Origin of the sequence: Neorhizobium phenanthreniclasticum, assembly GCF_040066075.1 — a bacterium.
Taxonomy (GTDB): Bacteria; Pseudomonadota; Alphaproteobacteria; order Rhizobiales; family Rhizobiaceae; genus Neorhizobium; species Neorhizobium petrolearium.
The window spans coordinates 274,049-297,073 of record NZ_JBEAAL010000006.1 but is presented as its reverse complement, the minus strand read 5'-3'; the positions used below and the strand labels follow the sequence as shown (position 1 = coordinate 297,073).

At 58.9% G+C, this 23,025-nt stretch carries 20 protein-coding genes; 9 read left to right on the top strand and 11 right to left on the bottom strand.

The annotated features are described in order from the left end of the window. The first annotated feature begins 56 nt into the window (after nt 1-56). The 4 genes from ABK249_RS11435 to melA are packed head-to-tail and all read left to right on the top strand — an operon-like array spanning nt 57 to nt 5,269. Nucleotides 57-1,064, top strand: a complete 1,008-nt coding sequence (locus ABK249_RS11435) for an ABC transporter permease (protein ID WP_227702461.1) — start codon at nt 57-59, stop codon at nt 1,062-1,064. 1 nt (nt 1,065) lies between these two features. Further along, on the top strand, nt 1,066-2,199 hold the full coding sequence (locus tag ABK249_RS11430) for an ABC transporter permease (protein WP_037154490.1): 1,134 nt from the start codon (nt 1,066-1,068) through the stop codon (nt 2,197-2,199). Between the two features lie 10 nt (nt 2,200-2,209). Beyond that, nucleotides 2,210-3,877, top strand: a complete 1,668-nt coding sequence (locus ABK249_RS11425; RefSeq protein WP_037154536.1) for an ABC transporter ATP-binding protein — start codon at nt 2,210-2,212, stop codon at nt 3,875-3,877. Between the two features lie 21 nt (nt 3,878-3,898). Beyond that, entirely contained in the window at nt 3,899-5,269 is a 1,371-nt protein-coding gene (melA, locus tag ABK249_RS11420) for an alpha-glucosidase/alpha-galactosidase (protein ID WP_227702460.1), read from the top strand. Nucleotides 5,270-5,419: 150 nt separating this feature from the next. Here the strand turns inward: melA and ABK249_RS11415 are convergent, their stop codons facing one another. The 11 genes from ABK249_RS11415 to ABK249_RS11365 form a co-directional block, all read right to left on the bottom strand. Beyond that, nucleotides 5,420-6,478 carry an ABC transporter ATP-binding protein gene (locus ABK249_RS11415; RefSeq protein ID WP_227702459.1) on the bottom strand — a complete coding sequence of 353 codons (1,059 nt, stop codon included), beginning with the start codon at nt 6,476-6,478 and terminating at the stop codon, nt 5,420-5,422. Nucleotides 6,479-6,482: 4 nt separating this feature from the next. Continuing rightward, nucleotides 6,483-7,313: a carbohydrate ABC transporter permease gene (locus ABK249_RS11410; protein WP_037154495.1), complete on the bottom strand. Its 831-nt coding sequence runs from the start codon at nt 7,311-7,313 to the stop codon at nt 6,483-6,485. Nucleotides 7,314-7,317: 4 nt separating this feature from the next. Further along, entirely contained in the window at nt 7,318-8,253 is a 936-nt protein-coding gene (locus ABK249_RS11405; protein WP_037154498.1) for a carbohydrate ABC transporter permease, read from the bottom strand. 87 nt (nt 8,254-8,340) lie between these two features. Continuing rightward, nucleotides 8,341-9,597 (bottom strand): ABC transporter substrate-binding protein, encoded by a 1,257-nt coding sequence (locus tag ABK249_RS11400; protein WP_037154500.1) that lies wholly within the window; start codon nt 9,595-9,597, stop codon nt 8,341-8,343. A gap of 32 nt (nt 9,598-9,629) precedes the next feature. After that, nucleotides 9,630-10,796, bottom strand: a complete 1,167-nt coding sequence (locus tag ABK249_RS11395; RefSeq protein ID WP_227702458.1) for a PLP-dependent transferase — start codon at nt 10,794-10,796, stop codon at nt 9,630-9,632. After that, nucleotides 10,793-11,500, bottom strand: coding sequence for a FadR/GntR family transcriptional regulator (locus ABK249_RS11390; protein WP_037154504.1), 708 nt, complete (start codon nt 11,498-11,500; stop codon nt 10,793-10,795). Before ABK249_RS11390 ends, ABK249_RS11395 begins: the two co-directional genes overlap by 4 nt. Before the next feature lie 339 nt (nt 11,501-11,839). Continuing rightward, nucleotides 11,840-13,051 carry an alpha/beta hydrolase gene (locus ABK249_RS11385; protein WP_227702457.1) on the bottom strand — a complete coding sequence of 404 codons (1,212 nt, stop codon included), beginning with the start codon at nt 13,049-13,051 and terminating at the stop codon, nt 11,840-11,842. Between the two features lie 224 nt (nt 13,052-13,275). Further along, a complete protein-coding gene (locus ABK249_RS11380; protein WP_227702456.1) occupies nt 13,276-14,640 on the bottom strand; it encodes a DUF1254 domain-containing protein in 1,365 nt (454 codons plus the stop codon). Further along, on the bottom strand, nt 14,637-15,659 hold the full coding sequence (locus ABK249_RS11375; RefSeq protein WP_227702455.1) for a DUF1214 domain-containing protein: 1,023 nt from the start codon (nt 15,657-15,659) through the stop codon (nt 14,637-14,639). The genes ABK249_RS11380 and ABK249_RS11375 overlap by 4 nt, the downstream gene beginning before the upstream one ends. 51 nt (nt 15,660-15,710) lie before the next feature. After that, nucleotides 15,711-16,502, bottom strand: coding sequence for a hypothetical protein (locus ABK249_RS11370; RefSeq protein WP_227702454.1), 792 nt, complete (start codon nt 16,500-16,502; stop codon nt 15,711-15,713). Between the two features lie 48 nt (nt 16,503-16,550). Continuing rightward, nucleotides 16,551-17,408 carry a transporter gene (locus tag ABK249_RS11365; RefSeq protein ID WP_227702453.1) on the bottom strand — a complete coding sequence of 286 codons (858 nt, stop codon included), beginning with the start codon at nt 17,406-17,408 and terminating at the stop codon, nt 16,551-16,553. Nucleotides 17,409-17,772: 364 nt separating this feature from the next. Between ABK249_RS11365 and ABK249_RS11360 the strand changes: the two genes are divergently transcribed. The 5 genes from ABK249_RS11360 to ABK249_RS11340 all read left to right on the top strand — a co-directional run bounded on the left by ABK249_RS11360 (nt 17,773) and on the right by ABK249_RS11340 (nt 22,928). Then, nucleotides 17,773-18,462, top strand: coding sequence for a Crp/Fnr family transcriptional regulator (locus ABK249_RS11360; protein WP_037150835.1), 690 nt, complete (start codon nt 17,773-17,775; stop codon nt 18,460-18,462). Between the two features lie 33 nt (nt 18,463-18,495). Next, on the top strand, nt 18,496-19,713 hold the full coding sequence (locus ABK249_RS11355) for an MFS transporter (RefSeq protein ID WP_052182843.1): 1,218 nt from the start codon (nt 18,496-18,498) through the stop codon (nt 19,711-19,713). Nucleotides 19,714-20,110: 397 nt separating this feature from the next. Next, nucleotides 20,111-21,133: an ABC transporter substrate-binding protein gene (locus tag ABK249_RS11350; RefSeq protein ID WP_037150996.1), complete on the top strand. Its 1,023-nt coding sequence runs from the start codon at nt 20,111-20,113 to the stop codon at nt 21,131-21,133. Continuing rightward, a complete protein-coding gene (locus ABK249_RS11345; RefSeq protein WP_407720917.1) occupies nt 21,130-22,170 on the top strand; it encodes a FecCD family ABC transporter permease in 1,041 nt (346 codons plus the stop codon). Before ABK249_RS11350 ends, ABK249_RS11345 begins: the two co-directional genes overlap by 4 nt. After that, complete coding sequence (locus ABK249_RS11340) at nt 22,167-22,928, top strand: ABC transporter ATP-binding protein (RefSeq protein WP_037150831.1); 762 nt, start codon at nt 22,167-22,169, stop codon at nt 22,926-22,928. The genes ABK249_RS11345 and ABK249_RS11340 overlap by 4 nt, the downstream gene beginning before the upstream one ends. Nucleotides 22,929-23,025: the final 97 nt, after the last annotated feature.

The window sequence follows — 23,025 nt, the reverse complement described above, 5'->3', positions numbered from 1 at the left end:
GCGGAACCAACAAAGCAGTCACGGATATTCGGCTGCCAGGAGAAGCGGACCCTCTCATGCTACGATTCCTGCTGGTGCGTATAGTCTCCGCCATCCCCGTTCTCTTCATCCTGAGCGTGGTGACATTTGCGATCATCCAGGCACCGCCGGGTGACTATGCCGATTACATCCGCTCCCAGCTCATAAATCAAAGTGGCGCCTCTTACGCGCAGGCCGAAGCGCAAGCCCAGGCCTACCGTGCCGAGCATGGCCTCGATAAACCAATCATCATTCAGTATCTCAATTGGATCAAAGGCATCGTTACTGAAGGCGACTTTGGCCACAGCATGTATTACAACAAGCCTGTCGCAGATGTCGTCGGCGAACGGTTGCCGCGCACGCTCGCATTGGCGCTGGTCTGCCACCTGCTGGCGTCGCTATTGGGCATCGGCTTCGGCATCTGGGCTGCGACACGGCAATATACCTGGGTCGACAACCTGCTGTCTGGAGTGGCTTTTCTTGGCATGACGGTGCCGCGCTTTTTGATGGCGCTGATCATCGTCTATCTGCTTGTCTTCCAGTTCAACGTCTCCGAAATCGGCAGTTTCTTTTCCCCGCAATATGGCGGGGCGCCATGGTCCTTGGCGAAATTCGTCGATCTCGTCAGCCATGTCTGGCCGGTCGTAGCGATCGCCACCTTTGGCGGGCTGGCCTACAACATGCGCGTCATGCGCGGGAATCTGCTCGATACCCTGAACGCCCAATATGTCGAAACGGCCCGGGCGAAAGGCTTGTCCGCAGGTGCCGTGGTCATGAAGCACGCCGTGCCCAACGCGCTTCATCCACTCGTCATGTACCAGGGCGTGGTCCTTCCATACATGCTGACCGGGGAGATCGAGACGGCGATCATTTTTGCGCTGCCAACGGTGGGCCCGGCCATTGTTGGCTCCATGGCGATCGGCGATGTCTATGTCACGGCGACCTTTATGATGGTGCTGTCGGCCACCCTCATCATCGGCAACATCATCGCCGATATGCTGCTTGCCCTCCTGGATCCGCGGGTCCGTCAGTTCGCGGGAGCCTGATATGTTCGCCTTTATCTCCGCACCGCCATCGTCGCAGGAAGAAGTCACCCCAAATACGCCGGAACACAACGAAAGCTATACTGCGCTCGTCTGGCGTCGTCTGAAGCGATCCTGGACAGGTATGATGGGGTTCATACTCGTCGCCCTGTTGATCATGATGGCCGTCTTCGCCGATTTCTTCGCGCCGATGGACCCGAAGGCGACCAATGTCGGATTCGCACCGCCGCAGATGATCAGCTTTCATGACAAGGACGGCAATCTTTCCTTTCCGCCCCGGGTGTACGCGCTTGCCGAATCCGACGAGCTCGATCCGATCACCTTCCAGCCGATCGTCGGGCCCGATTACGACAATCCGCATTATCTCGGCTTCTTCGTAAAGGGTTGGGATTACAAGCTCTTCGGCATCATTCCTACGGATCGGCACTTCCTCGGCACGACGGACGGGGAGCCGGTGCATTTGCTTGGCACCGACAAGTTCGGGCGCGATGTCCTGTCACGGGCGCTTATCGGCTCGCGAATTTCGCTGATGATCGCGCTTACAGTCGTTGCGATCGTCACCATCATCGGCACGAGCGTCGGCCTGATTTCCGGCTATTTCGGCGGCAGCTTCGATGTCTGGATCCAACGCTTCGTTGAACTGGTTCTCGCCTTTCCCCAATTGCCGCTCTACCTTGCTCTCACTTCGCTCATTCCCATCACCGCGCCAACCAATGTCTTCCTCGGCTTCGTCATCATCGTGATGTCGGCCCTCGGCTGGGCACAGATGTCGCGCGAAGTGCGGGGCAAGACCATGGCGCTGGCCCGCATCGATTACGTGCGCGCGGCAATCGCAGTCGGCGCTACCGACCGGCGCATCATCTTTCAGCACATCCTTCCCAACGTTATGAGCCATGTCATCGTTGCCGTGACATTGCATATCCCAAGCGTGGTTCTTCTGGAATCCTTCCTCGGTTTTCTCGGCTTCGCGGTCAAGCCGCCGCTGATCTCCTGGGGCTTGATGCTGCAGGACACAGCCAATTACTCCGTGATTGGAAGCTATCCCTGGATTCTCTCGCCGGTCTTTTTCGTGTTGGTGACCGTCTTTGCCTTCAACGCATTGGGCGACGGCCTGCGCGACGCGGTCGATCCCTATTGAGGTGATGAAGATGGCTCTTTCTCTCGTCCCGACTTTCGCCCCGCCGGTCCGGCACGATCATGGCCGCCACACCGGCCTTCCCGTAATAGACGCGCGCAATGTCGCCGTAAGCTTCAAGGTCGAGCATGGCACCATCCAGGCAGTCAACGACATTTCCTTCCAGCTCTACCGCGGCGAAACGGTCGCGATTGTCGGGGAATCGGGCTCGGGCAAGTCGGTGACCGCACGCACGGTCATGGGCCTCTTGTCCAAGCGTGCTCTCGTCTCACCGAACTCGATCGTCAACTATGACGGCAACGATGTCCTGAAGTTTTCCGAAAAGGCCCGCCGCAAGCTGCGCGGCAATCGCATCTCGATGATCTTTCAGGAACCGATGAGTTCACTCAATCCGATCTATACCATCGGCAGCCAGATCGTGGAGGCAATCCGGGTTCACCGCAGAATCGGCCGGAAGCGGGCGGAAGCCCGTGCGCTGGAGCTTCTGAATGAGGTCCAGATCCCCGATCCAGAGGCGCGCCTGAAGCAATATCCTCATCAGCTTTCAGGCGGTCAGCGGCAACGCGTAGGGATCGCCATGGCGCTTGCGAACGAACCGGACGTGCTGATTGCCGACGAGCCGACCACTGCTCTCGACGTGACAGTGCAGGCGCAAATCCTCAATCTCATCCGCGATCTCCAGAAAAAGATGCAGATGGCGGTCATCCTCATCACTCACGATTTGACGATCGTGCGCAAGTTCTCCGACTACGTCTATGTGATGCAGCATGGCGAAATGCGTGAACACAATCTGACAGAGCAGCTCTTCGCCGATCCTCAGCATCCTTATACGAAGCAACTGCTTGCCTCGGAGCCCCGCGGACAAGCCAATCCGCTGCCGAAGGGCTCGGATGTCATACTGGAGGCCAGAAGCGTTCGCGTGTCCTTCATGCTGCGTCACGGAGGCTTCTTTAAACCCGATCTTCGCGAACTGGTGGCCGTCGACAGCCTTGACCTTACGCTTAGGCGGCATGAAACGCTCGGCCTCGTCGGCGAATCCGGCTCAGGCAAGACGACCTTCGGTCAGGCACTGGTGCGACTCAACACGCCCGATGGCGGAAAGATCACGTTTGACGGCATGTCGATCCAAAACCGTTCCAGGGCGCAAATGCGGCCGTTGCGCGCGCGCATGCAGATCGTCTTTCAGGATCCCTTCGCCTCGCTCAACCCACGCATGACGATCGGCCAGATCATCGACGAGGGCCTGTTTATCAACGGGCTCGGAGCAACCAAGGCTGAGCGCCTCGAACGTGTACACGCGGCCCTTTCAGCCGCCGGCATGCCGGGAAATATTCTGTCTCGCTTCCCCCATGAATTCTCCGGCGGGCAACGCCAGCGCATTGCAATTGCCCGCGCGATTGCACTGGAACCCGAGTTTATCCTGCTCGACGAGCCGACATCGGCGCTCGATCTTTCCGTCCAGGCTCAAATCATCGAGCTGTTGCGCAAGCTGCAGGACGAACGCGGCTTGAGCTACGTTTTCATCTCGCACGATCTTAAGGTCGTGCGGGCCCTCTGCCATCGTGTGATCGTCATGCAGCAGGGCAAGATCGTCGAAGAAGGGCCTGTCGACGACATTCTCACCCATCCCAAGACCGCCTATACGAAACGGCTCGTCAGGGCCGCTTTCGAGGTCGCCTAAATGCCGATACCGGAGGTATACATGGCAGCTTATCCCAAGATCGCCTTCATCGGAGCCGGCTCGACGGTCTTCATGAAAAACATCATCGGCGACGTTCTGCAGCGACCCGCCCTCTCGGGCGCGACCATCGCACTCATGGATATCAATCCACAGCGGCTCGAGGAGAGCGCAATTGTCGTCAACAAGCTGATCTCGACGCTGGGTGTCAAAGCGACGGCAGAGACCTATTCTAACCAGAAGACGGCGCTGGCCGGCGCCGATTTCGTCGTCGTCGCATTCCAGATCGGCGGTTACGAACCCTGCACGGTCACCGATTTCGAAGTGCCGAAGAAATATGGGCTGCGGCAGACCATTGCCGATACGCTTGGTGTGGGTGGCATTATGCGCGGGCTTCGCACCGTGCCGCATCTGTGGCGGATCTGCGAGGACATGCGCGTCGTCTGCCCGAACGCGATCATGCTGCAATACGTGAACCCGATGGCGATCAACACCTGGGCGATCGCGGAAAAATATCCGGACATCAAGCAGGTCGGCCTGTGCCATTCGGTTCAGGGGACCGCAATGGAGCTGGCGCATGACCTCGACATCCCCTACGAAGAGATCCGCTATAGATCGGCCGGCATCAACCACATGGCCTTCTTCCTGACGTTCGAGCATCGGCAGTCCGACGGTTCCTACAAGAACCTCTATCCCGAGCTACTTCGAGCCTATCGCGAAGGCAGGGCGCCGAAGCCCGGCTGGAACCCGCGCTGCCCGAACAAGGTTCGCTACGAGATGCTGACGCGGCTCGGCTATTTCGTCACGGAAAGTTCGGAACATTTCGCGGAATACACCCCCTATTTCATCAAGGAGGGACGCGACGACCTCATTGAAAGGTTCGGCATACCGCTCGATGAATATCCGAAACGCTGCATAGAGCAGATAGAGCGCTGGAAAGATCAGGCCGCGGCCTATCGAAGCGCCGATAAAATCGAGGTCAACCCTTCGAAAGAATATGCTTCCTCGATCATCAACTCCGTCTGGACCGGCGAACCCTCGGTGATCTACGGCAATGTGCGCAACAACGGCTGTATTACCTCCCTACCGGCAAACTGCGCGGCGGAAGTTCCCTGTCTTGTCGACGCCTCCGGCATCCAGCCGACCTATGTCGGTGAACTGCCGCCGCAGCTAACGGCGCTGATGCGCACCAATATCAGCGTGCAGGAACTGACGGTGCAAGCGCTGATGACGCAAAACCGCGAGCATATCTATCATGCGGCGATGATGGATCCCCATACAGCGGCCGAACTCGATCTCGATCAGATCTGGTCCCTGGTCGACGATCTTCTGGCCGCCCATGGCGACTGGCTGCCGGATTGGGTTCGCACCAGGCATGAAGCCAGCGTAGCATGACCCGACCGGGGCCGCGGGCGCGTGGGTGGATCGCTACCCGTCTCAGGTTTGGAGTGTACCTTTGGTTGGCTGAGGCTGCCGGAATTCCCCTAGAGTAGCCAGCCGGACCTTCCGGCAGTCGATTTTCGACGTGGAATATCGCTCGGACAGCTATCCGATCCGGCTACCTTGATCGTTGAACAGATGAATGTGCTGGACCGGGAAAGACACTTTGATTTCCCCGCCGATTGCCAATGCTTGTCGGTCCAGCGTGAACACCTTCACCGGCATTCCGTGCAACGTCAGATGCACGATGATGCCAAAGCCAGTCGGCTCCACCAGCTCGGCCTCGGCCGATATGCCACCGCTATCGGTCGTGATCGTCAGGTGCTCGGGTCGAATGCCAAGCGTTAGGTCACTTCCTTCCTGAACAGCGACAGGCGGGCTGTCGGCAACGCGGCTTCCGTCTTTCAGTCTGAGCGCGCCGCCGCGATAGGTTACGTCGAGAAAATTCATTCCAGGCGAGCCTATAAAACCGGCGACGAAAAGGTTCGCGGGGCGATCGTAAAGCTCCAGAGGGCTGCCTACCTGCTGCACCACACCGCCATGCATGGCCACGATGCGGTCCGCGAGCGTCATCGCCTCGATCTGATCATGGGTCACATAGATCGAGGTCGCCTTAAGGTCGGCATGCATCTTCTTGATTTCGGCGCGCATCTGCTCGCGCAGCCGGGCATCGAGGTTGGACAAAGGCTCGTCGAACAGAAAGGCTTTCGGCTGGCGAACGATAGCGCGACCCATCGCGACGCGCTGGCGCTGCCCGCCAGAGAGCGCTTTCGGCCGCCGTTCGAGGAGTGGCTCCAGGCCGAGCTTTGCGGCAGCGCCGGCAACGGCCGCACCGATCTTCTCCTTCGTCGCCTTGCGCAGGCGCAGGCTGTAGCTCATGTTTCCCGCAACATTCATATGCGGATAAAGCGCGTAGGACTGGAACACCATGGCAATGTCCCTGTCCTTCGGATGCAGGTCGTTGACGCGGTTGCCGGCAATGCGGATCTCGCCCCTGCTGACGTCCTCCAGCCCCGCGATCATTCTGAGCAGCGTCGACTTCCCGCAGCCCGACGGGCCAACCAGCACGACAAACTCCCCGTCGCGGATATCGAGGTCGATGCCATGCAGCACGGAGACATGGCCGTAGGACTTTTCGAGTTTTTCGATCTCAATGGATGCCATTTGACTACCCTTTGACCGCGCCGGCCGTCAGGCCCTGGACGAGGTAACGCTGAATGAGAAGGAAGAAGAGTCCGGCCGGGATGAGAGCCAGCACGCCGGCAGCCATCATCTGACCGAAGTCGACTGAGAACTTCGAAACGAAGGTCAGGAGCCCGACCGGGAAGGTGGCCGCGTTGTTGCCGTTGATCAGCATCAACGCGAAAAGCAGTTCGCTCCAGGCGGCAGTGAAGACGAAGCCGAGCGTCGCGGCGATGCCGGGCAGCGTAAGCGGCAGGATGATCTGCCGAAAGGCCGTAAACTTCGTCGCCCCGTCGATCATCGCCGCCTCCTCCAGTTCCTTCGGGATGCCGTCGAAGAAAGACTGCATCAGGAAGGTGGCAAAGGGCACGTTGAACGCGGTGTAGACCACCACCAGTCCTGTCAGGCTGTTGGTGAGGCCGAGCGGCGACAGAATCTTGAAGATCGGCGCGACCAGCATGACCAGCGGAAACATCTGGGTCAGCAACATCAGCGCGACGATCCAGTATTTCGCCCGAAAGCTGAAGCGGGAGAGCGCATAGCCCGAAAGCGACGCGCAGACCGTCACGAGCACGGCAGTCGATCCCGATACGATCAGGCTGTTCTTGAAGAAGGTCGGAAAGGCACTGTGCCGCAGCACAAAGGAATAATGGTCGAATGTCGCGCGCGAGGGCCACATCCGCACGCCCTCGGAATAGAGAAGATCGTTCGGCGTCACCGATACTTTCAGCAGCCAGAACAGCGGGAAAAGCGCAAAGACGATGTAGCAGAGGATCGCGAGGCGATGCGCGACGATCAGCAGAAGGGATTGCTTCATGGGTTCAATCCTTGTTCAGCAAAGTCTGCCGCAGCAGGATGATGATCATCGAATAGGCGAGCAAAAGAACGAGCAGCACGAGCGCGATCGCCGATGCGTAGCCGAAATCGAGCGCCTTGAAGGCCTGGGTGAAGATATAGCTTGCGACGATCTGGGTCCGATCGGCGGGCCCACCACCGGTCATCACGACGATCAGGTCCGCAAAATTGGAGATCCACACCGTGCGAAGCAATACGGTGATGGCGATCGTCGGTGCAAGGAACGGCAGGGTGATCGAAAAGAACCGCTGGAACCAGTTGGCGCCGTCGATCGATGCGGCTTCATAAAGATCGCGTGGGATTGCTTGGAGCGCGGCAAGCAGGGTGATGGCGAAAAATGGAATGCCCCACCAGACATTCGCAACGATCGGCCCCCACATCGCATATTGCGGATCAGAAAGGATGTTGCCTGGCTGGGACATCACGTCGAGCCCGAAAAGCCAGTGCGGTATCGGTCCGATCACCGGATTGAAGAGCCAGGCCCAGTTGAGACCGGCGAGGAAGGAGGGAACCGCCCAGGGCAGGAAGACCAGCGCCTGGACGAGGCCCCTGCCCCAGAACGGCTTGTCCAATAGCAGGGCGAGGATGAGCCCGAAGAAAAACTGCAGGAGGACGGAAGCGCCCGTCCACCAAAGCGTGTTCTTCAATGCCCCGTAAAAGGCCGCATCATGGGAAAGCGCGCGGAAATGCTCGATGCCGATGAACCCTCCCGAGAAGGGGTTGAGGAGCTGGATATCCCTGAAGGCGTAGGAGATGCCGATGACCAGCGGCACCAGCATGACCGCGACGATGAGGATCAGCGACGGCGCGCTGTAGAGATAGGGCTCCGAGGCATCAGCCAAACGCGTCAACCATGGCTTTCGGACGGGATGTCCGTTCCTGGTGCCGACAGCAATCATCATGGACAGGATTTCCCCTTCGCGGCTTTTCGCCGTCTTGATCTGGCGGAAGACCGGCCGTCGTTGACGCTGCCGGTCTTCCAGTTCGTCTCATTTCTTGAGGTGCTTCTGCTGCGCCTTGGTCAGATATTCTGCCCATTGATCGGCCAGCTGTTTTGGGGTGATGTCGCCTAAAAGCGCCTGCTGGGACGTCTTGATTGCGAGCGAATCCTTGAAGAAGGCGAATTCCTCGAGATAGGTCGGCATTACGGTCGGGACCGTGTCCGGATCGGCGAGTTCCTCGAACCAGCCCTTGAACTGATCACCGGCGTAAAATGGGTCCTTTTCCGCGGACGTATAGGCCGGCAGGGCGCCGATCTTCTTGTTCCATTCGAGATTGCCTTCCTTGCCTTCAAGCGTTGCGATCAGCTTCCAGGACAAATCCTTGTTCTTGGTCGTCGAGAACATCGACCAGCCGGCATAGCCGATCGTCGGAAAGGATTTGCCGTCCGGCCCCTTCGGCAGCGGAATGACCCCGAAATCCTCCTTCTTCATGCGCTCGGCAATCGCAATCAGCGCGTCCGGATCCTGGTCAAGGAAAGCGCAGGTTCCGGAATAAAAGCCAGCGACCACTTCGTTGAAGCCCCAGTTGACGCTGTCCTTTGGCGCATAGCCTTGTCTGTAGAGATCGACCATCCACTCGATGCCCTTTGTCCAGCCCTCGCTGTTCATAGTCGAGGTACCGTCCTCTTTGAAGTATGTGTTGTCGCCGGCCATCGAGGCGGCGAAGATCATCCAGCCGTTCAGGCCGCCCGGGCCGCCGCGCATGCAGTAGCCGTATTTGCCCGGCAGCTTGGAGACCGCTTCGGAGGCCTTGGCGAACTCGTCCATCGTCTTCGGCGGCGTTGTAACACCGGCATCGGAAAGCAGCTTCTTATTGTAGAACATGGCCCGCAGATAAAAGCCGTAGGGCAGCATATAGGCAGTCTTGTTGACATCGCGGCCGAGTTCGAGCGCCCTCGGCGTCAGCTCCTTGGTGTGCTCCCATTTTGCCAGATAGGGCTCGAGGCTTTCGAGCATGCCGTTGTTGGCGTAAAGCGACAGCCACGTATCCGGCATCTCCATCACATCCGGCGTGTCGCCTGCCGATACCATGGTCGCGAACTTCTGGAAGGCTTCGTTCCAAGGCAGCGAGATGATCTCGACCTTGGCGCCCGGATTGGCGGCCTCGAACTTGCCGACGATCGATTTCAGCGTCTCGGTGCGTTCCGGGCTGGTGATCACCTCGACCAACTTAAGGGTTGTATCGGCCATCGCGCTGCCTGCCATCAACGTCGCGAAAAGCGCAGTTGTTACGAGTGTTTTCATTGTCGTTCTCCCAGTTGTTATCGGTTGATGCTTTAGGAGGCGACGGCAATCGCCTCCTGAAGATCGCTCCACAGGGCCTCTGTTCCCTCGAGGCCGACATGGAGGCGCACGGACCGCGCATGGATGCCGAAGGCATGCGCGGAATTCGGCTGGGCCTTCTGCTGCAGCACCACTTCGCCCGGGACGATCAGGCTTTCGTGGCCGCCCCAGCTGACGCCGAGCTTGAAGAGCTTGAGATGGTCGGCGAAGGCGCGGATATCGACGCCCTCGCGGAAGATGAACGAGAACAGACCCGAGGTGCCGTTGAGACCTACCGGAAGGCGGTTCGCCAGACCCGGATGACACACCTGCGCCACCACGTCGAGTTCATGAAGACGGCGGGCAATGGTGAGTGCAGCTGCCTCATGCGCCTTCATGCGAAGCGGCAGCGTCCGAAGCCCGCGGATCAGGAGCCACGCATCGAAGGGCGAAAGCTTGCCACCCAGATAGGGATAGGCCTCGGCCTTTAGCCTTGCGATCATCTCCTTGGAGCCTGCGACGACGCCCGCGACGACATCGCTGTGCCCGCCGAGATATTTCGAGGCCGAATGAATGACGAGATCGACGCCGAGCGTGATCGGCCGCTGGAAGAACGGACTTGCCCAGCTGTTGTCGATCATCGAAACCACGCCGTGCTTCCTTGCGAGCTCGGCAAGCGAACCGACATTGTGAGCTTCCATCACCCAGCTTGTCGGGCTTTCCATGTAAAAGACCTTCGCGCCCGGCAGGGCCTTGGCAACCGCTTCCTCATCACGGCCGTCGACGTAGGTCACCTCCACCTTCATTCGTTTGAGGATCGTGCCGAACAGCCGGAATGCATCGGGATAGACGTGTTTGACGGCAACGATCCGGTCGCCTGGCTCAACGAAGCTGATTATAGCGGACGAGATCGCCGCCATGCCGCTTGCAAAACCGAGCGCATCTTCCGCACCCTCGAGCTTTGCAAGCATCTCCTCGAATGCGCGCACGGTCGGATTGAGCCCGCGCGTATAGATCGGCCGCACTTTTTCGCCGCGATAGGCCGAGATCATGTCGTCGAAATCGGAGAAGGTGAAGAGCGACGTCTGAAAGATCGGGGGAACCACCGCCTCGGCGTAATTGCCGTCGTCGTGGGCCGTGATCAGCGAGGCGAACTCGAACTGTTCCAAGCCGTCATTCATTTGGACATTTCCTTGATATCTTCTTCGACGATCTTGAGGATTTTCAGTGTTTCGCTGCGTGCCGCTTCCGGATCCTGCGCGGCAATCGCGTTAAACAGGGTCCGGTGGTAAGGAAAGGACCGGCGGGCGAAGTCGAAACGTTCGAACGGATGGCTCCAAAAACGCTCGAAGGTTTCGCGCATCTGTTCGAGCAACTGACGGAAGAGCGGATTGTGAGTGGCATCGTAGACAGCCAGATGAAACGCCAGATCCTCCGGCCCCGAAGCGCCTTTGGCGTGATGGACCCGCTCCATTTCCTCGAGACGCGCTTCGATGATCTTAAGATCAGCAGAAGTCCGCATGCGCGCCGCGACCATGCCGGCCTCGCATTCAAGCCCCCTGCGCACCTGCAGTGTCTGCAACAGCGCATCGCGAAGATTGGCCGTATCGAGCGACAACGGCATGTGGATCGTGCGCCTGGAGATAGGCTTCAGCAGATAATTGCCGCTTCCCTTTCGCGATTCGATGACGCCAAGCGCCTGGAACCGGCGCATCGCTTCGCGGATGGTCGAGCGTCCGACACCAAGCGCCGCCATCAGCTCCCGCTCGGCCGGCAACCGGTCGCCGGCCTTCAGATCAGCGCCCTCCACGTAATCGGCGAGCGCCTCGCCGACTTGGCGGGCCCGATCGACAGGCGGCAGCGCGGAGATCAACAGTTTACTCATAAGGCGAAAATTGGTCTGACATCTGAGCAATAAAATAACCTGCTATCCCACCTGTCAATAGAGAGGTGGCTCCACGCCCCCTCGTCGATTGGTACACGCAGGATCAGGATCGCCACGGGGCAGATGGAAGTCGGCAGTTTCCCTCGTACAGAAGGCGTCGCCTTCAGCTTCGAACGTGATGCTCGCCTTATCGCCCGGCTGAACAGAATGACCAGCGGCCCGACAGGTCGGAGACTTAGCCTCTCGGCCAATGCAATAGCCACTTTCCACGCAGACCGGCGATGGACGGTGAGCCGTGCCGCTCATCAACCCGACGCAGATATCGTTGATGGCGGGGAGTCAATCGATGAGAGGTTTGGAATCGGGCGCTTCAGTGAGCGTTTGAGCGATATCCGGCAGCGGTGAAGCTTGTTGCCGCTTCTCCACGGCATTTAATGGTGCGGAGATTGTTGTTGCCGCAACGGCGCCGATCGTGCGTGCCGTGCCTCCGATGACCGCTGCCACCCCATCTCCCAAGGTCACGTTGGAATCCGTCAGCGTCTGTCCCTTCATCAGCCGCTCGCCAATGAGCTGGACGATTTGCGGACTTTCCGCAAATTTCCCGTGATTGAGGCGATCGCTGGTATCGAGCTTCGTCAAATCAACGACGGTAATGCCTGCTTTCTCAAATTTCGAGCGGTAGACTTCTTCTGCCGGATTGACCGCGCCAAGACGCTGCACCTTGCCGGTAAGGAAGCTGGAAACCGCGAGCGCTTTGTCGTCTTGTGATACGAAAATCGTGAATTTCGCGGTGTGTGGCCCCATCTCGACGAACTGCTTCGCAAAAACCTGTATGTCGATATCGGGCGACGCAAGGATGACATTGGCAATTTTCGGGTTCACGCGACCGTTGCGGATGCCCATCTGACGCAGTGCTTCCATCGTGAGCCACGTTCCCATCGAGTGGGCAAGGATGGTAATGTCCTTGACATCTGGGTTCGATGCCAGAACTTGCAGTGATTGCTCCAAGGCCGTGCGGGAGTAGTTGGCACTCTCCTTGTCATATTCATACGCCATCAGTTGAGCCCGCGATGGCCAGGTGAAAAGGATCGGGGTGGCCTGCATGCGGCTGTCATGGACAATTTGGGCCAAGCGGAAAACAGAATCCTGATATCGATTGTTATATCCGTGAACGAAGACCAGAGCATGACCGCCTGCCATGTTCTGCCTAAACCATGCAGTTGCCTCGGAGAGGGTCTCGACCTGCTTGACCTTCATAACCGCGAATTCGCTGGCCGGGTTCGGCGGCAGTTGCCGAGGCCACTGCACAGCGCCCTGCTTTCTCTCCTGCGGGATGGAAACGGCGACCTCCGTCAGATACGGCTTCGGGCTGCGCTCGCCGTTAAACAGTGTCTCCGGGTCACCAGAAGGCTGACGGTTAGTCGCGACCAGCATCTCCACCTGGGATGTTTTCTGGGAATTTGCGGCCAGCGTGACGGGTTGCATGACACCGGGGGGATGGCCGCAGCTTGAAAGAGTAAGCAAGATACCGAGGAAAAGCGCCTTGTGCATGGCCACTCCGTCGAGGAGCCACCCACGATCCGGTGACCCAGGTTTTGAGCAAGAAGGTTCGCGCGGCGTGCTTCGAACCGTCGAGCTCGCCGCGGACCACGAATTAAAAGCGCTACTGATGCTAACCTTGGACGGCAGGTTGGGGTGGAAGCGAAGGCCACCCCAACGCCTTCAAGGAGGCCTGGAACCGGCCGCTGGTCAAGGGAGCGTCTTGGGCCTTGCGACTAAAGCGTTTCGACCGCCGGCGGCTTCCAACGGCCGTCCAGCGCCTCCGCCCTGGGCAGATAGAGCCTCATGACCGCGTAGAAAGTTTCGCTCGGCGCGGGGAGCCAGTTCGCTTCCAGTTCCGCACCCGGGCTTTCGTGCTGCAGGTAGAGGACAACATCGCCCTTGTCGTTTCTCTTGAGGTCGGCAAGCATCGGCGAGTTGATCAGGTAACGATCAATTGGATTAGGCACCAAAAGCTGCTTGGGCTTGTCATACATTGTGATTGACCAGAAAGCGTCGACGGGAGGTAGCATGTCGACGGAGAAGGTTAGCGTATATTTTCCCCTCCTGCCGTCCAATAGCTGACGATTCCCATCGAAAGCGTAGATGACGTAGAGTGCCTCCTGCACGGAGTTGCCATAGATGCCGCCCTGCGCCGCTGCGGCGCGAGTCATGTATTGGCCTTTCATGAACTCGGGCGTCCCGAATATCTTAGACGAATCCGTCAGCCTGGCAGCCTCGTCACGGATTTCCTTTTCCGTGGCAACCACCACCTCTTTCATCAACGCCACGATATCGGATGAAAGAGCCGTTCCCGGCCAAGTTACTCTTTCCTGGATACCGAGCTTGGCGAGGTTTTCCCGCTGTGCATCATCGCCCGGATAAGGGGGAGCGAACTGGAGCAGGAAGGCAGCAAGCGGCCAGTAGTTCGTGACCATCAACTCGTCCGAGACAGGCATCCAGTCGACCGGCGGCGGGGCGGTGGGGGCCGGCGTGCCGGCATAGACGGAAAGCGGCTGCGCCTTATAGCCGGCCTGAACCTCCTTTACCCTCTCAAGATCGTCGGGCGAGAAGAGCTGCGTCCTGACGATGCCCATGGCGAGCGTCGTCGGCATTTCGATCACGCGCTTGATGCCCTTCGGCATGTCGCCCTTCCAGCCGGGGCCGGCGATCAAAAAGTCGCCGCCGCCATTGCCGTCAACCCGCGTTCCCGGATAGTCGACATTATTGGTGTAGAGGTCGATGAGTTGCAGCGAATAGTAGCGGTCCTTCTCGATCGGCGGCATCGTCACCACGACGGGCTCAGTCCTCAGATCGAAGACGATGAAGGAATAGGGCGTATCGGAATTCGGCGTGATGATTGCCGTATCTTCAGGCGTGTAGACCCTGGCGATGCTGACCAGAGTGTTGAGTGGCCCCTTGTATTGGCTACCGCCCGGTTCCAGCGCGTATTGATACATGGTGAGGTAGTTCTTCACCATCGGATAGGTGTAGATATACGCTTCACGGGCGACCGCCCTGATGTCATCCTGCGCGAAAGCCGGAAGTGACGGCAGCACCATCAATGCGGTGGTGCCTTGCAAAAAAGTGCGACGTTTCATTTCACTTCCTCCAAAACGGGGAATTTCCAGCTTCCGTCGAGAATTTGCGTCTCGGGCCGATACAGGCGGACCATGTAGTTCCAGCTCTCGGGCGTCGGCAGACAGTTGGCGATCTTGCCGTCGCAGCCTCCGAACTGGATCGTGATCGAGCCATCCGTGCTCTTCTGCGCGGTTACGTCGTTCAGCGAGTAGGCATTCAACTCGTTCGGCGTGAAGAAGCCGTCCTTGTTGTAGACCGTGACCGACCAGAAATCTTTTACGGGAACATCCTTGACAGTCAGCCGATAGATGCTCCTGCCATCGTTCTTTTCCGGCGTCACGTTGAGATAGAGCGCTTCCTTGTCCGGGTTTCCTCCCCATCCGAGCGCTGCTCCGATCAGATGCCGGACCGGATCCACCTCATCGCGTGATCCGAACATCTTCGCTGTGTCCGGGAGCAGCGCGCCGAGATCCAGGAGCGCGCGGCGGGTCTTGTCCCGGCTTTTGCCGTCCCACTCGGGAATCTCGAAACGACCCTCTGCCGTCTGCTTGACCGTAACCGCATCCTGAAGCGCATGAACCTTCTTCATGTCTTCCGAGTTGTTGGGGTCAGCAAAAAAGCGGAAGGCAGCCACGACATAGCGGGTCCCTATGTCCTTGCGCGTCAAGGTGTACGAACCAGCGCCGTAATATACGCCATGGGCATAGTGGTCCTGGTCGATTATAAGAAGCGACACGAACCGGCTTCCGGTATCCGGCACGTTGATCGTCACCGGTCCTGCATCCAGATCGAACACGGCGGAAGAATAAAGTGTGTCGCGGTTCAGGCGGATGACCGTCTGCTTGTCAAGCGGCGCCATTTCCCGCGTATGGTCGAACTTGGCGAAGCCTCCGTTCGCAGCGATGCCGGAGAAGTAGAGGTCGCTCTCAGCGCGCACGAAGTTGTCGCTGTTGACGAGGATTGGATCGGCTGCAGCCGGCAACGCATGAAGCAGTGCCGCCGCCGCAATTGTCGAAAAGCTCAATCTTGCAAGAAACATGGAAGTCCTCCAAAGCTAGTTCTGTAAAGAAGCGGATTGATCGACGAACGGTCAGAAGCGCACGACCAGGCCGAGAATCGGGCCTTGCTGCACCACGTCGAAAACAAAACCGTCGTTGCTGTAATCGACGCCTAGTGCGCGATAGCCGGCGACGGCCGAGATCCTGTCATTGAACTGGTAGCCGATGCCGGCAGCGAGATCCCAGTCGAGGTCTGCCTGCCCGGCCCCCACCAATGCCCAGGCGCTGAGATAGAGATTGTCCGTCAGGAAGTACCGGCCGCGCACACCCGCCATCGCGTCGACCCAGGTGGCGCTGTCTTTGGCTGAAACGCCGCCCAGAAGACCGCCGGAAAACGAGATCTCCGTGCTCGCGTGCCAGACGCGCGCGCCGGCGACGACGTCGATGTTGCTGGGGCCATCCTGGAAGACGGCATAACCCGCACCGACAAGTCCAGCGAACGTCTCCGACGTGGCGTCGACCCGTTCTGCGACGATGCCGAGCGGCGTGGATGCCCCCGACGATACCTTGGTGTAGATGACATCGCCGAAGATGCTGAACCGATCGTAACGCGCTTCGCCAACCGCCATGAACCCGAAGTCGAGATCCTTCAGAATGTCGCCGAAATCGGATTCAAGATGAACGGCCGGCAGACCGAACTGCCCGACATCGCCAGAGATGCCGGCGCCCCAGAAATAAGGGCTCACCGCAAAGGTCCAGCCGTCACTTACAGCCGGCTTAGCCTCGGGGATGATAAACGGCTGCTGAAGGTCCGCAGCACTTGCGGCCGAACCCGCGGACGCACTGATCAGTACCATCGCCGTGAATATTCTATGGACTTTCATTGACTGGTCCCTCTGCCAACAAATATCAATCTCGATCCGGCCCCGCATTTATTTCGGGAACAGGAATGCGAGCGTGGTCCGCCCCCATTCCGGGCTGTCCGACGGTACGCCGGCGTAGTACCGTCCTCCGATCTGGGAGCTCATGGCCTGAAAACCCAAGGTGAAAATCTGGGAGACGCCGAAATTGACCGGAACAATCCGTTGTTCGTTGTTCCCGTCATGGTTGGCGTCGACGCTGAGGGAGACCGACCTTCCACCGCCGAAATTATGAGATGCGAAGGGCGGCAGGAGATTGACGCTGACGTCGGGCCGATCATTCGGTCCTGCGATCGACCAGATATGGTTGGCCAGTGCTCCGACCGTCCAAGGCCCCTGCTGAACAAGACCGACGGCTGTCGATCCAAGGCCAAATATTCCTGCTCCGAGGAAGTCGTCCGTGGCTGTCGGCAGTAAAGCAACGGGGCCAGCACCCCAGATCAGTCCGCCGGGTCCTGGACCCTTGGGCGAAAAGAAGAAGCTCGCATTGACGTCACCCAGACCCGAGACATCTGCGCCGGGCAGATAATCGCGGTAGCCGATGGGAATTATGGTGCGCGTAATCAGGTTCCAGTCTTCAGTCAGCTCGAGCGGCATGACCGGCTGGATATTCAACGTATAAGCAAAACCGTGGCCGTTGACGCCTGCGCCGAAATCGACGTTGTTTTGGAGCGGAACGCGGGTCAGATTTGCAGGTGGATTGGCCAGTTTCTGCGAACGGTCGTCCGCAGTTGCCTGCGCCGCGGCATTGCCGCAAGGGAAGCTGACGAATAGAAAAAAAAGGGAAATAAACGCGAGTTCACCGCCGCTGTACTTGCGATTCACGAAGGGTGAATGTCCCGACATTCCAGAATTCATCTTCCGCCCCAAAAGTTCTTTGGCATATTTTGGTCGGCGAGAATTGGTAGGAAGATCTCGCGAAGCTCAAAGGAGGTCCGCGCTATTTCCTGACTGTAATGGTGTGTCGCGATCTAAGCGGGCTTCGATTTCTTCTCTACAAATCAATGCTTGCGCCACACCATGACAATTCATCATCGACGGGCCCAGATTGCATATTCGCCGACATCAAATTGTCCGGATTCGGACATTCTTAGAAAATTCGGACAAGTATATCATCACCGGCATTCCCCGGCTGCTTTATTTTGCGACCGTGATGCAAGCGCGTATGTTCGAGTGCTTTGTAGCTGATCGGTGACATCTATTCTGTCCGGATCTTGGCAATGTGGAGGAAATCATGCTGGATCTGACGCGAAAGAAGGCGGAAGAAGTCATGGCCCAAGGCGCCTGGCTCGCGAGCATGAGCGAGACCTTTAGGACGGAGCTGCTGCGTAACGCGCATTTGCAAAAGTTCACTGCCAACCAGATCATATACCGATACGGCGATCCGGTCGGTGGCATGTATGGGCTAGTCGCCGGCTCCCTTACCATCAATTCAGCGCCACCTGACGCGACCCCCCGGCTGATCCATCTCGGGATGCCGGGTGCGTGGACAGGTGAAGGCCCCTTCTTGACCGGCCAGCCACGCAGGGTCGAGTTGAAGGCCCTTGGTGGCGCTTGGATGATGCATGTGCCACTCGACGCCCTTGAGCAGATGGCGGCACGCGATCCTGGCGTATCGCGTGCGATTGGAATGAACACTGTATTCACCGTTGATGTTCTGCTCCGCATCGTCCACGATTTGCAAAAGCGCGATGTGGGGCGCAGGATCGCATCGGTGCTTCAACGGGCTGGCTGGCTCGGCGACATGCCTATCGGCCTGTCTCAGAGCGATCTTGGCGTCATGGCGAATGCTTCACGGCAGCAGGTCAACATCGCAATGCAGCGTTTCGTTGCCGCTGGTTGGGTCGACTACACCTACCGATCCATCACCGTCGTCAATCCGCAGGCGCTGCGACAGTTCTCGGAAGGCGACGGTTCTGAATAATAGACCATGGAATAACGCTCGCTGGGGGAAACTTTGAACGTTGAATCTCAGACATTCAGGACACAAGCGGCACTCTTTCTAAGCTTGGCGGTCTTTACCACCGGGCAATCCTTCCTTCTTGTCGTCCTTCCTCCGCTGGGCCGGCGTCTGGGCTTCGCGGACCTCCATATCGGTGGCATACTCAGCCTGTCTGCTTTGCTGATAATGGTATCAGCACCTGCATGGGGCTACCTCAGTGAACGTGTCGGGCGCCGTCCAGTTCTGTTGACGGCTCTTGCTGGCGCGACGTTGGGCTCCATGGGATTTGGAGTAATCGTCTATTTTCGACTGTCAGGTGTTTTGAGCGTTTTCGTGGCGCTTATATTGATAGCCCTCGTCCGCGCAACTCAAACCTTGGTCACCAGCGGCATCTTGCCCGCAGCGCAAGCCTACATGGCCGACATTACCACTCCAGCGCAACGTGCAGGTGGCATGGGCACCCTCGGAGCAGCTATTGGCGTTGGCGCTATCGCCGGGGCAGCGCTCGCCTGGCGAGTTGCAGCAGGCAATCCGGCCCTGGCTTTCGCCGTCATCGCGATGCTGGCCGCCATTGCACTGTTGAGCATGCTCCTGGCCAAGGAACCTGTCCGCACGGCGTCAATGACGATTTCAGATGCCCGCCTGCCGCTTGGCCAGATATGGCCGTTCCTGGCGATCACGCTGGCGTCGATTTCTGCCTACAGCATCCTGCAACAGGTGACGGCGCTCCGCTTGCAGGATTCGCTAGGCTTCACGGTTGAGGAGTCGATCGCCCGCGGAGGCGCAGCGCTGATGGCGACGGCGCTTGCCATGATCGTGGTGCAGGCATGCGCGGTTCGCGTCTTCCGTTGGAAGGCCACTCGATTGCTGGGGGTCGGAGCGATCACGGCGGCCATTGCCATGTTGATCTGCACGTTTGTGACAACGTATTCAGGGATTTTCGCCACGTTGATCCTGCTCGGCATTGGTCTGGGCCTGATGTTGACCGGCAATCTCGCTTCGCTTAGCTTGCAGACCGGACGCGGCGCCCAAGGCAAGGTTGCTGGCGTCAACGTCCTGGCACAGGGCCTCGGACAGGCAATCGGGCCAATCGCCGGCGCGGGCCTTCACCGGATATCGCCACAGATCCCGTTTTTCGCGGCAACAACCTTGCTCGCGATGGCGTGTTTCGTTGCGGCTATCTCACGCAGATCTACCGCGACAAACTCGACAATATCTGCGGAATTTTCCTAGATGGACGTATGGAAATGTCAGCGACATCAACGGACTGTCATCAGCGCCAATAAAATTCTGCCGCGGACATGATTCGACGCCGAAGAGACTTTGCAACTGGCGCAATCATCGAATAGCTACCACTTGGAAGCATTAGAGAAGCGTACCGGTTGGAACCGTTGACGACGGCGAAGGGCTGCATGCGGTGTGATCGTCAGAGTCTTGATGGCCGCCACATACCAGCATACCATTCATACCCTCAGTATCCCCTTTAAGAGCAATCCTGAACACCATCGGCAAGTGCGACGGAGTGGAGGTCGCGGAACAAATACTTGACTTCAACAGTCTTGTTCAAGCAGGTCGTTCACGTTATAGGCGCAGCACCACAACTAAAAACTCCACTGATAGGAACATGAAAGTGTCTGCGTTCAGACCTCTTCTTGCCGCTGGCCTCGCAGCCGTGCTCGGTTTTGCCTTAACCGAAGCTTCAGCAACGCCGACGAAATATCCCCTGGTGCTCGACAATTGCGGTGCCCAGGTTACGATCAACAAGGCGCCGCAGCGGGCGATTGGACTTGGCCAGAACAGCGCCGAGATTATGCTGCTGCTCGGCCTGGAAGACAAAATGGCTGGCACGGCATTCTGGCCGAGCAAGGTTCTTCCGCAACTGGCCGCAGCCAATGCGAAGGTCAAGCTCCTGACTGTCGAATTCCCGACTTTCGAAGCGATTCTGGCCGAGAACCCGGATTTCGTCGCCGCAGCCCTCCCTAGCCTGCTCGGCCCGACCAGCAAGGTCGCAAAGCGCGAGGACTTCGACAAGGTCGGTGTGCCCAGCTACATCTCGCCCAGTACCTGCCTCAGCACCGAAAAGGCAAAAGATCAATATGGCAGCCGTGATCAGCTATGGAGCATGGACCTGCTCTATAAGGAGATCGACGAGCTGTCGCAGATCTTCGATGTCGCCGATCGCGGCCAGGATCTGATCGCCGACTTCAAGAAGCGCGAGGCGACCTTGCGCGCTGGCGTCTCGAAGGACGGGAAGAAACTCTCCTACGTCTTCTGGTTCTCCAGCCCGTCACCGACAGCCGACGCGTATCTCGGCGGCAAGAATGCCGCATCGGGCTTCATCGCCGATCTTCTCGGCGGCAAGAATGCGATCATGGCGGAAGCCGAATGGCCGACGCTTGGCTGGGAAAGCATCATTGCAGCCAATCCCGACGTCATCGTCATCGCCAGTCTCGACCGCAACCGCTGGGAACTCGACAAGCCAGAAGCCAAGATCAAGTTCCTGAACAGCGATCCCGCGGTCAGCCAGATGCCGGCCGTCCGGAACAATGCGATCGTCGTCATGGACGGTCAGGCTATGAACCCCACGATCCGCACGATATACGGTGCGGAGCAGGTGGCCGAACAGCTGAAGGCCCTCGGTCTGCTCAAGTGACTGCCTCTCACCGCCCTCTCCCGCAGGCTGCCGTCTTTGGTGCCCTCCTGCTGGCCTCCCTTGCGGCGATCGGATTTGTCGTAGGTGTCAGTGTCGGGATTGGCGACCTGCCGATCCCACTAGCCACGACGTTCGCCGCCGTCACCAACAGGCTGGGATGGACGGCGGTGGAACTGAACCGCATCCATGAGACCGTGATCTGGGATTATCGCCTCAGCCGCGCACTCGTTGCCGCCTTCTGTGGCGCGGGCTTGGCGCTTTCTGGCGCGATCATGCAGTCGCTGCTGCGCAATCCGCTCGCAGAACCCTATGTGCTGGGCATTTCCGCCGGCGCATCGACCGGGGCCGTCGCTATCGTCATCCTTGGCGTTGGCTCGGCGGCCGTCTCGTTGTCGGCGGGGGCCTTTGCTGGGGCGTTTGCCGCCTTCTTCTTCGTGGCCCTCCTGTCGAATGGAACCCGCGGGGGCGCCGACCGGACAATCCTTGCCGGCGTTGCCGCATCGCAGTTGTTCAACGCCGCTACGTCCTATGTCGTGACGACGTCTGGCAATGCTCAGCAGGCTCGCGACGTGATGTTCTGGTTGCTTGGCAGCTTCGGTGGCGTGCGGTGGCCGGAATTCATGCTGGTCTCGGTCATCGTCGGCCTCGGGCTTGTCGCTTGCCTTGCCTATGCCCGGGTTCTGGATGCCTTCGCCTTCGGCGACGAGGCTGCCGCTTCACTTGGCGTCGATGTCGGGCGGGCGCGCATTGTGCTCTTCGCCCTGACCGCGATGATGACGGCGACGATCGTCAGCATGGTCGGCTCGATCGGTTTTGTGGGATTGGTGGTGCCACATGCGGCACGCTTCGTCGTCGGGCCTCTCCATAGCCGGCTGCTTCCGGCCTGCGCCGTCGTGGGGGCTATCTTCATGGTGCTCGCCGACATAACCTCGCGCGCACTCGTCCCTCAGCAGATCCTGCCGGTCGGCGTCGTCACCGCACTCGTAGGCGTTCCCTTCTTTTCCGTCATTCTGTACCGGTTCCAGCGCGCATCATGAGCATCAGGACCCAAGACCTCGTGTGGAAGATAGGCAAGAAGATTATTCTCGATCGCGTTTCCTTCGAAGCACGGCCGGGAAGGATGCTCGGCCTGCTTGGCCCGAACGGGTCCGGTAAAACCTCGCTCCTGCGGCTTCTCGCCGGCCTGAAGCGGCCGCACTCCGGCGAGATCACGCTCGACGGGAAGGATATAGGCAGCATCGGTCGTCGCACGATCGCGCAACGCGTCGCCTTCGTCGAACAGCATGCGACGACCAACGCGAACCTCAGGGTCGTTGACGTAGTCAAACTCGGACGCTTTCCGCACCGCTCGATGTTTTCCGGCTGGACACTCGCTGACGACCAGGCTGTCGAGCAAGCGCTTGAATGCGCCGGTATGATCGATAAACGAAATGCCCCCTGGCAGAGCCTGTCCGGCGGCGAGAAGCAGCGCGCTCATATTGCCAGAGCTCTTGCACAGTCGCCAAAAGAGCTGATCCTCGATGAACCGACCAATCATCTCGACATCCAACACCAGATCAGCCTCATGCGGCTTGTCGCCGATCTACCAATTACCAGCATCATCGCTCTGCACGACCTCAATCACGCAGCGATGTTCTGCGACGAATTGATCGTCATGCAGCGCGGCAGGATCGTTGCGTCGGGCACACCCGACAAAGTCATGACCGAGACGGTCTTAAGGGACGTTTTCGCGGTAGATGCGCGTGTCGAGACCTCACCGCATCACGCACGGCCGCATATTCACTATCTTCCCTGAGCAGCCCACCCAAAGTATCAAGGTGAAAGAGATTGCGTCGCGTTCGCCGATCGTGCTGGAGGTGAGAACGAAACCCCGACAGCCTTGAAAGACAGCC

Bases quoted from the DNA above. Each gene is read 5' to 3' on its own strand.
- ABK249_RS11405 (WP_037154498.1), bottom strand. From the start codon at position 8,253: ATGATGATTGCTGTCGGCACCAGGAACGGACATCCCGTCCGAAAGCCA.
- ABK249_RS11360 (WP_037150835.1), top strand. From the start codon at position 17,773: ATGCTGGATCTGACGCGAAAGAAGGCGGAAGAAGTCATGGCCCAAGGC.
- ABK249_RS11375 (WP_227702455.1), bottom strand. From the start codon at position 15,659: ATGTTTCTTGCAAGATTGAGCTTTTCGACAATTGCGGCGGCGGCACTG.
- melA (WP_227702460.1), top strand. From the start codon at position 3,899: ATGGCAGCTTATCCCAAGATCGCCTTCATCGGAGCCGGCTCGACGGTC.
- ABK249_RS11380 (WP_227702456.1), bottom strand. From the start codon at position 14,640: ATGAAACGTCGCACTTTTTTGCAAGGCACCACCGCATTGATGGTGCTG.
- ABK249_RS11430 (WP_037154490.1), top strand. From the start codon at position 1,066: ATGTTCGCCTTTATCTCCGCACCGCCATCGTCGCAGGAAGAAGTCACC.
- ABK249_RS11415 (WP_227702459.1), bottom strand. From the start codon at position 6,478: ATGGCATCCATTGAGATCGAAAAACTCGAAAAGTCCTACGGCCATGTC.
- ABK249_RS11385 (WP_227702457.1), bottom strand. From the start codon at position 13,051: ATGCACAAGGCGCTTTTCCTCGGTATCTTGCTTACTCTTTCAAGCTGC.
- ABK249_RS11395 (WP_227702458.1), bottom strand. From the start codon at position 10,796: ATGAATGACGGCTTGGAACAGTTCGAGTTCGCCTCGCTGATCACGGCC.
- ABK249_RS11370 (WP_227702454.1), bottom strand. From the start codon at position 16,502: ATGAAAGTCCATAGAATATTCACGGCGATGGTACTGATCAGTGCGTCC.
- ABK249_RS11410 (WP_037154495.1), bottom strand. From the start codon at position 7,313: ATGAAGCAATCCCTTCTGCTGATCGTCGCGCATCGCCTCGCGATCCTC.
- ABK249_RS11390 (WP_037154504.1), bottom strand. From the start codon at position 11,500: ATGAGTAAACTGTTGATCTCCGCGCTGCCGCCTGTCGATCGGGCCCGC.
- ABK249_RS11435 (WP_227702461.1), top strand. From the start codon at position 57: ATGCTACGATTCCTGCTGGTGCGTATAGTCTCCGCCATCCCCGTTCTC.
- ABK249_RS11340 (WP_037150831.1), top strand. From the start codon at position 22,167: ATGAGCATCAGGACCCAAGACCTCGTGTGGAAGATAGGCAAGAAGATT.
- ABK249_RS11425 (WP_037154536.1), top strand. From the start codon at position 2,210: ATGGCTCTTTCTCTCGTCCCGACTTTCGCCCCGCCGGTCCGGCACGAT.
- ABK249_RS11400 (WP_037154500.1), bottom strand. From the start codon at position 9,597: ATGAAAACACTCGTAACAACTGCGCTTTTCGCGACGTTGATGGCAGGC.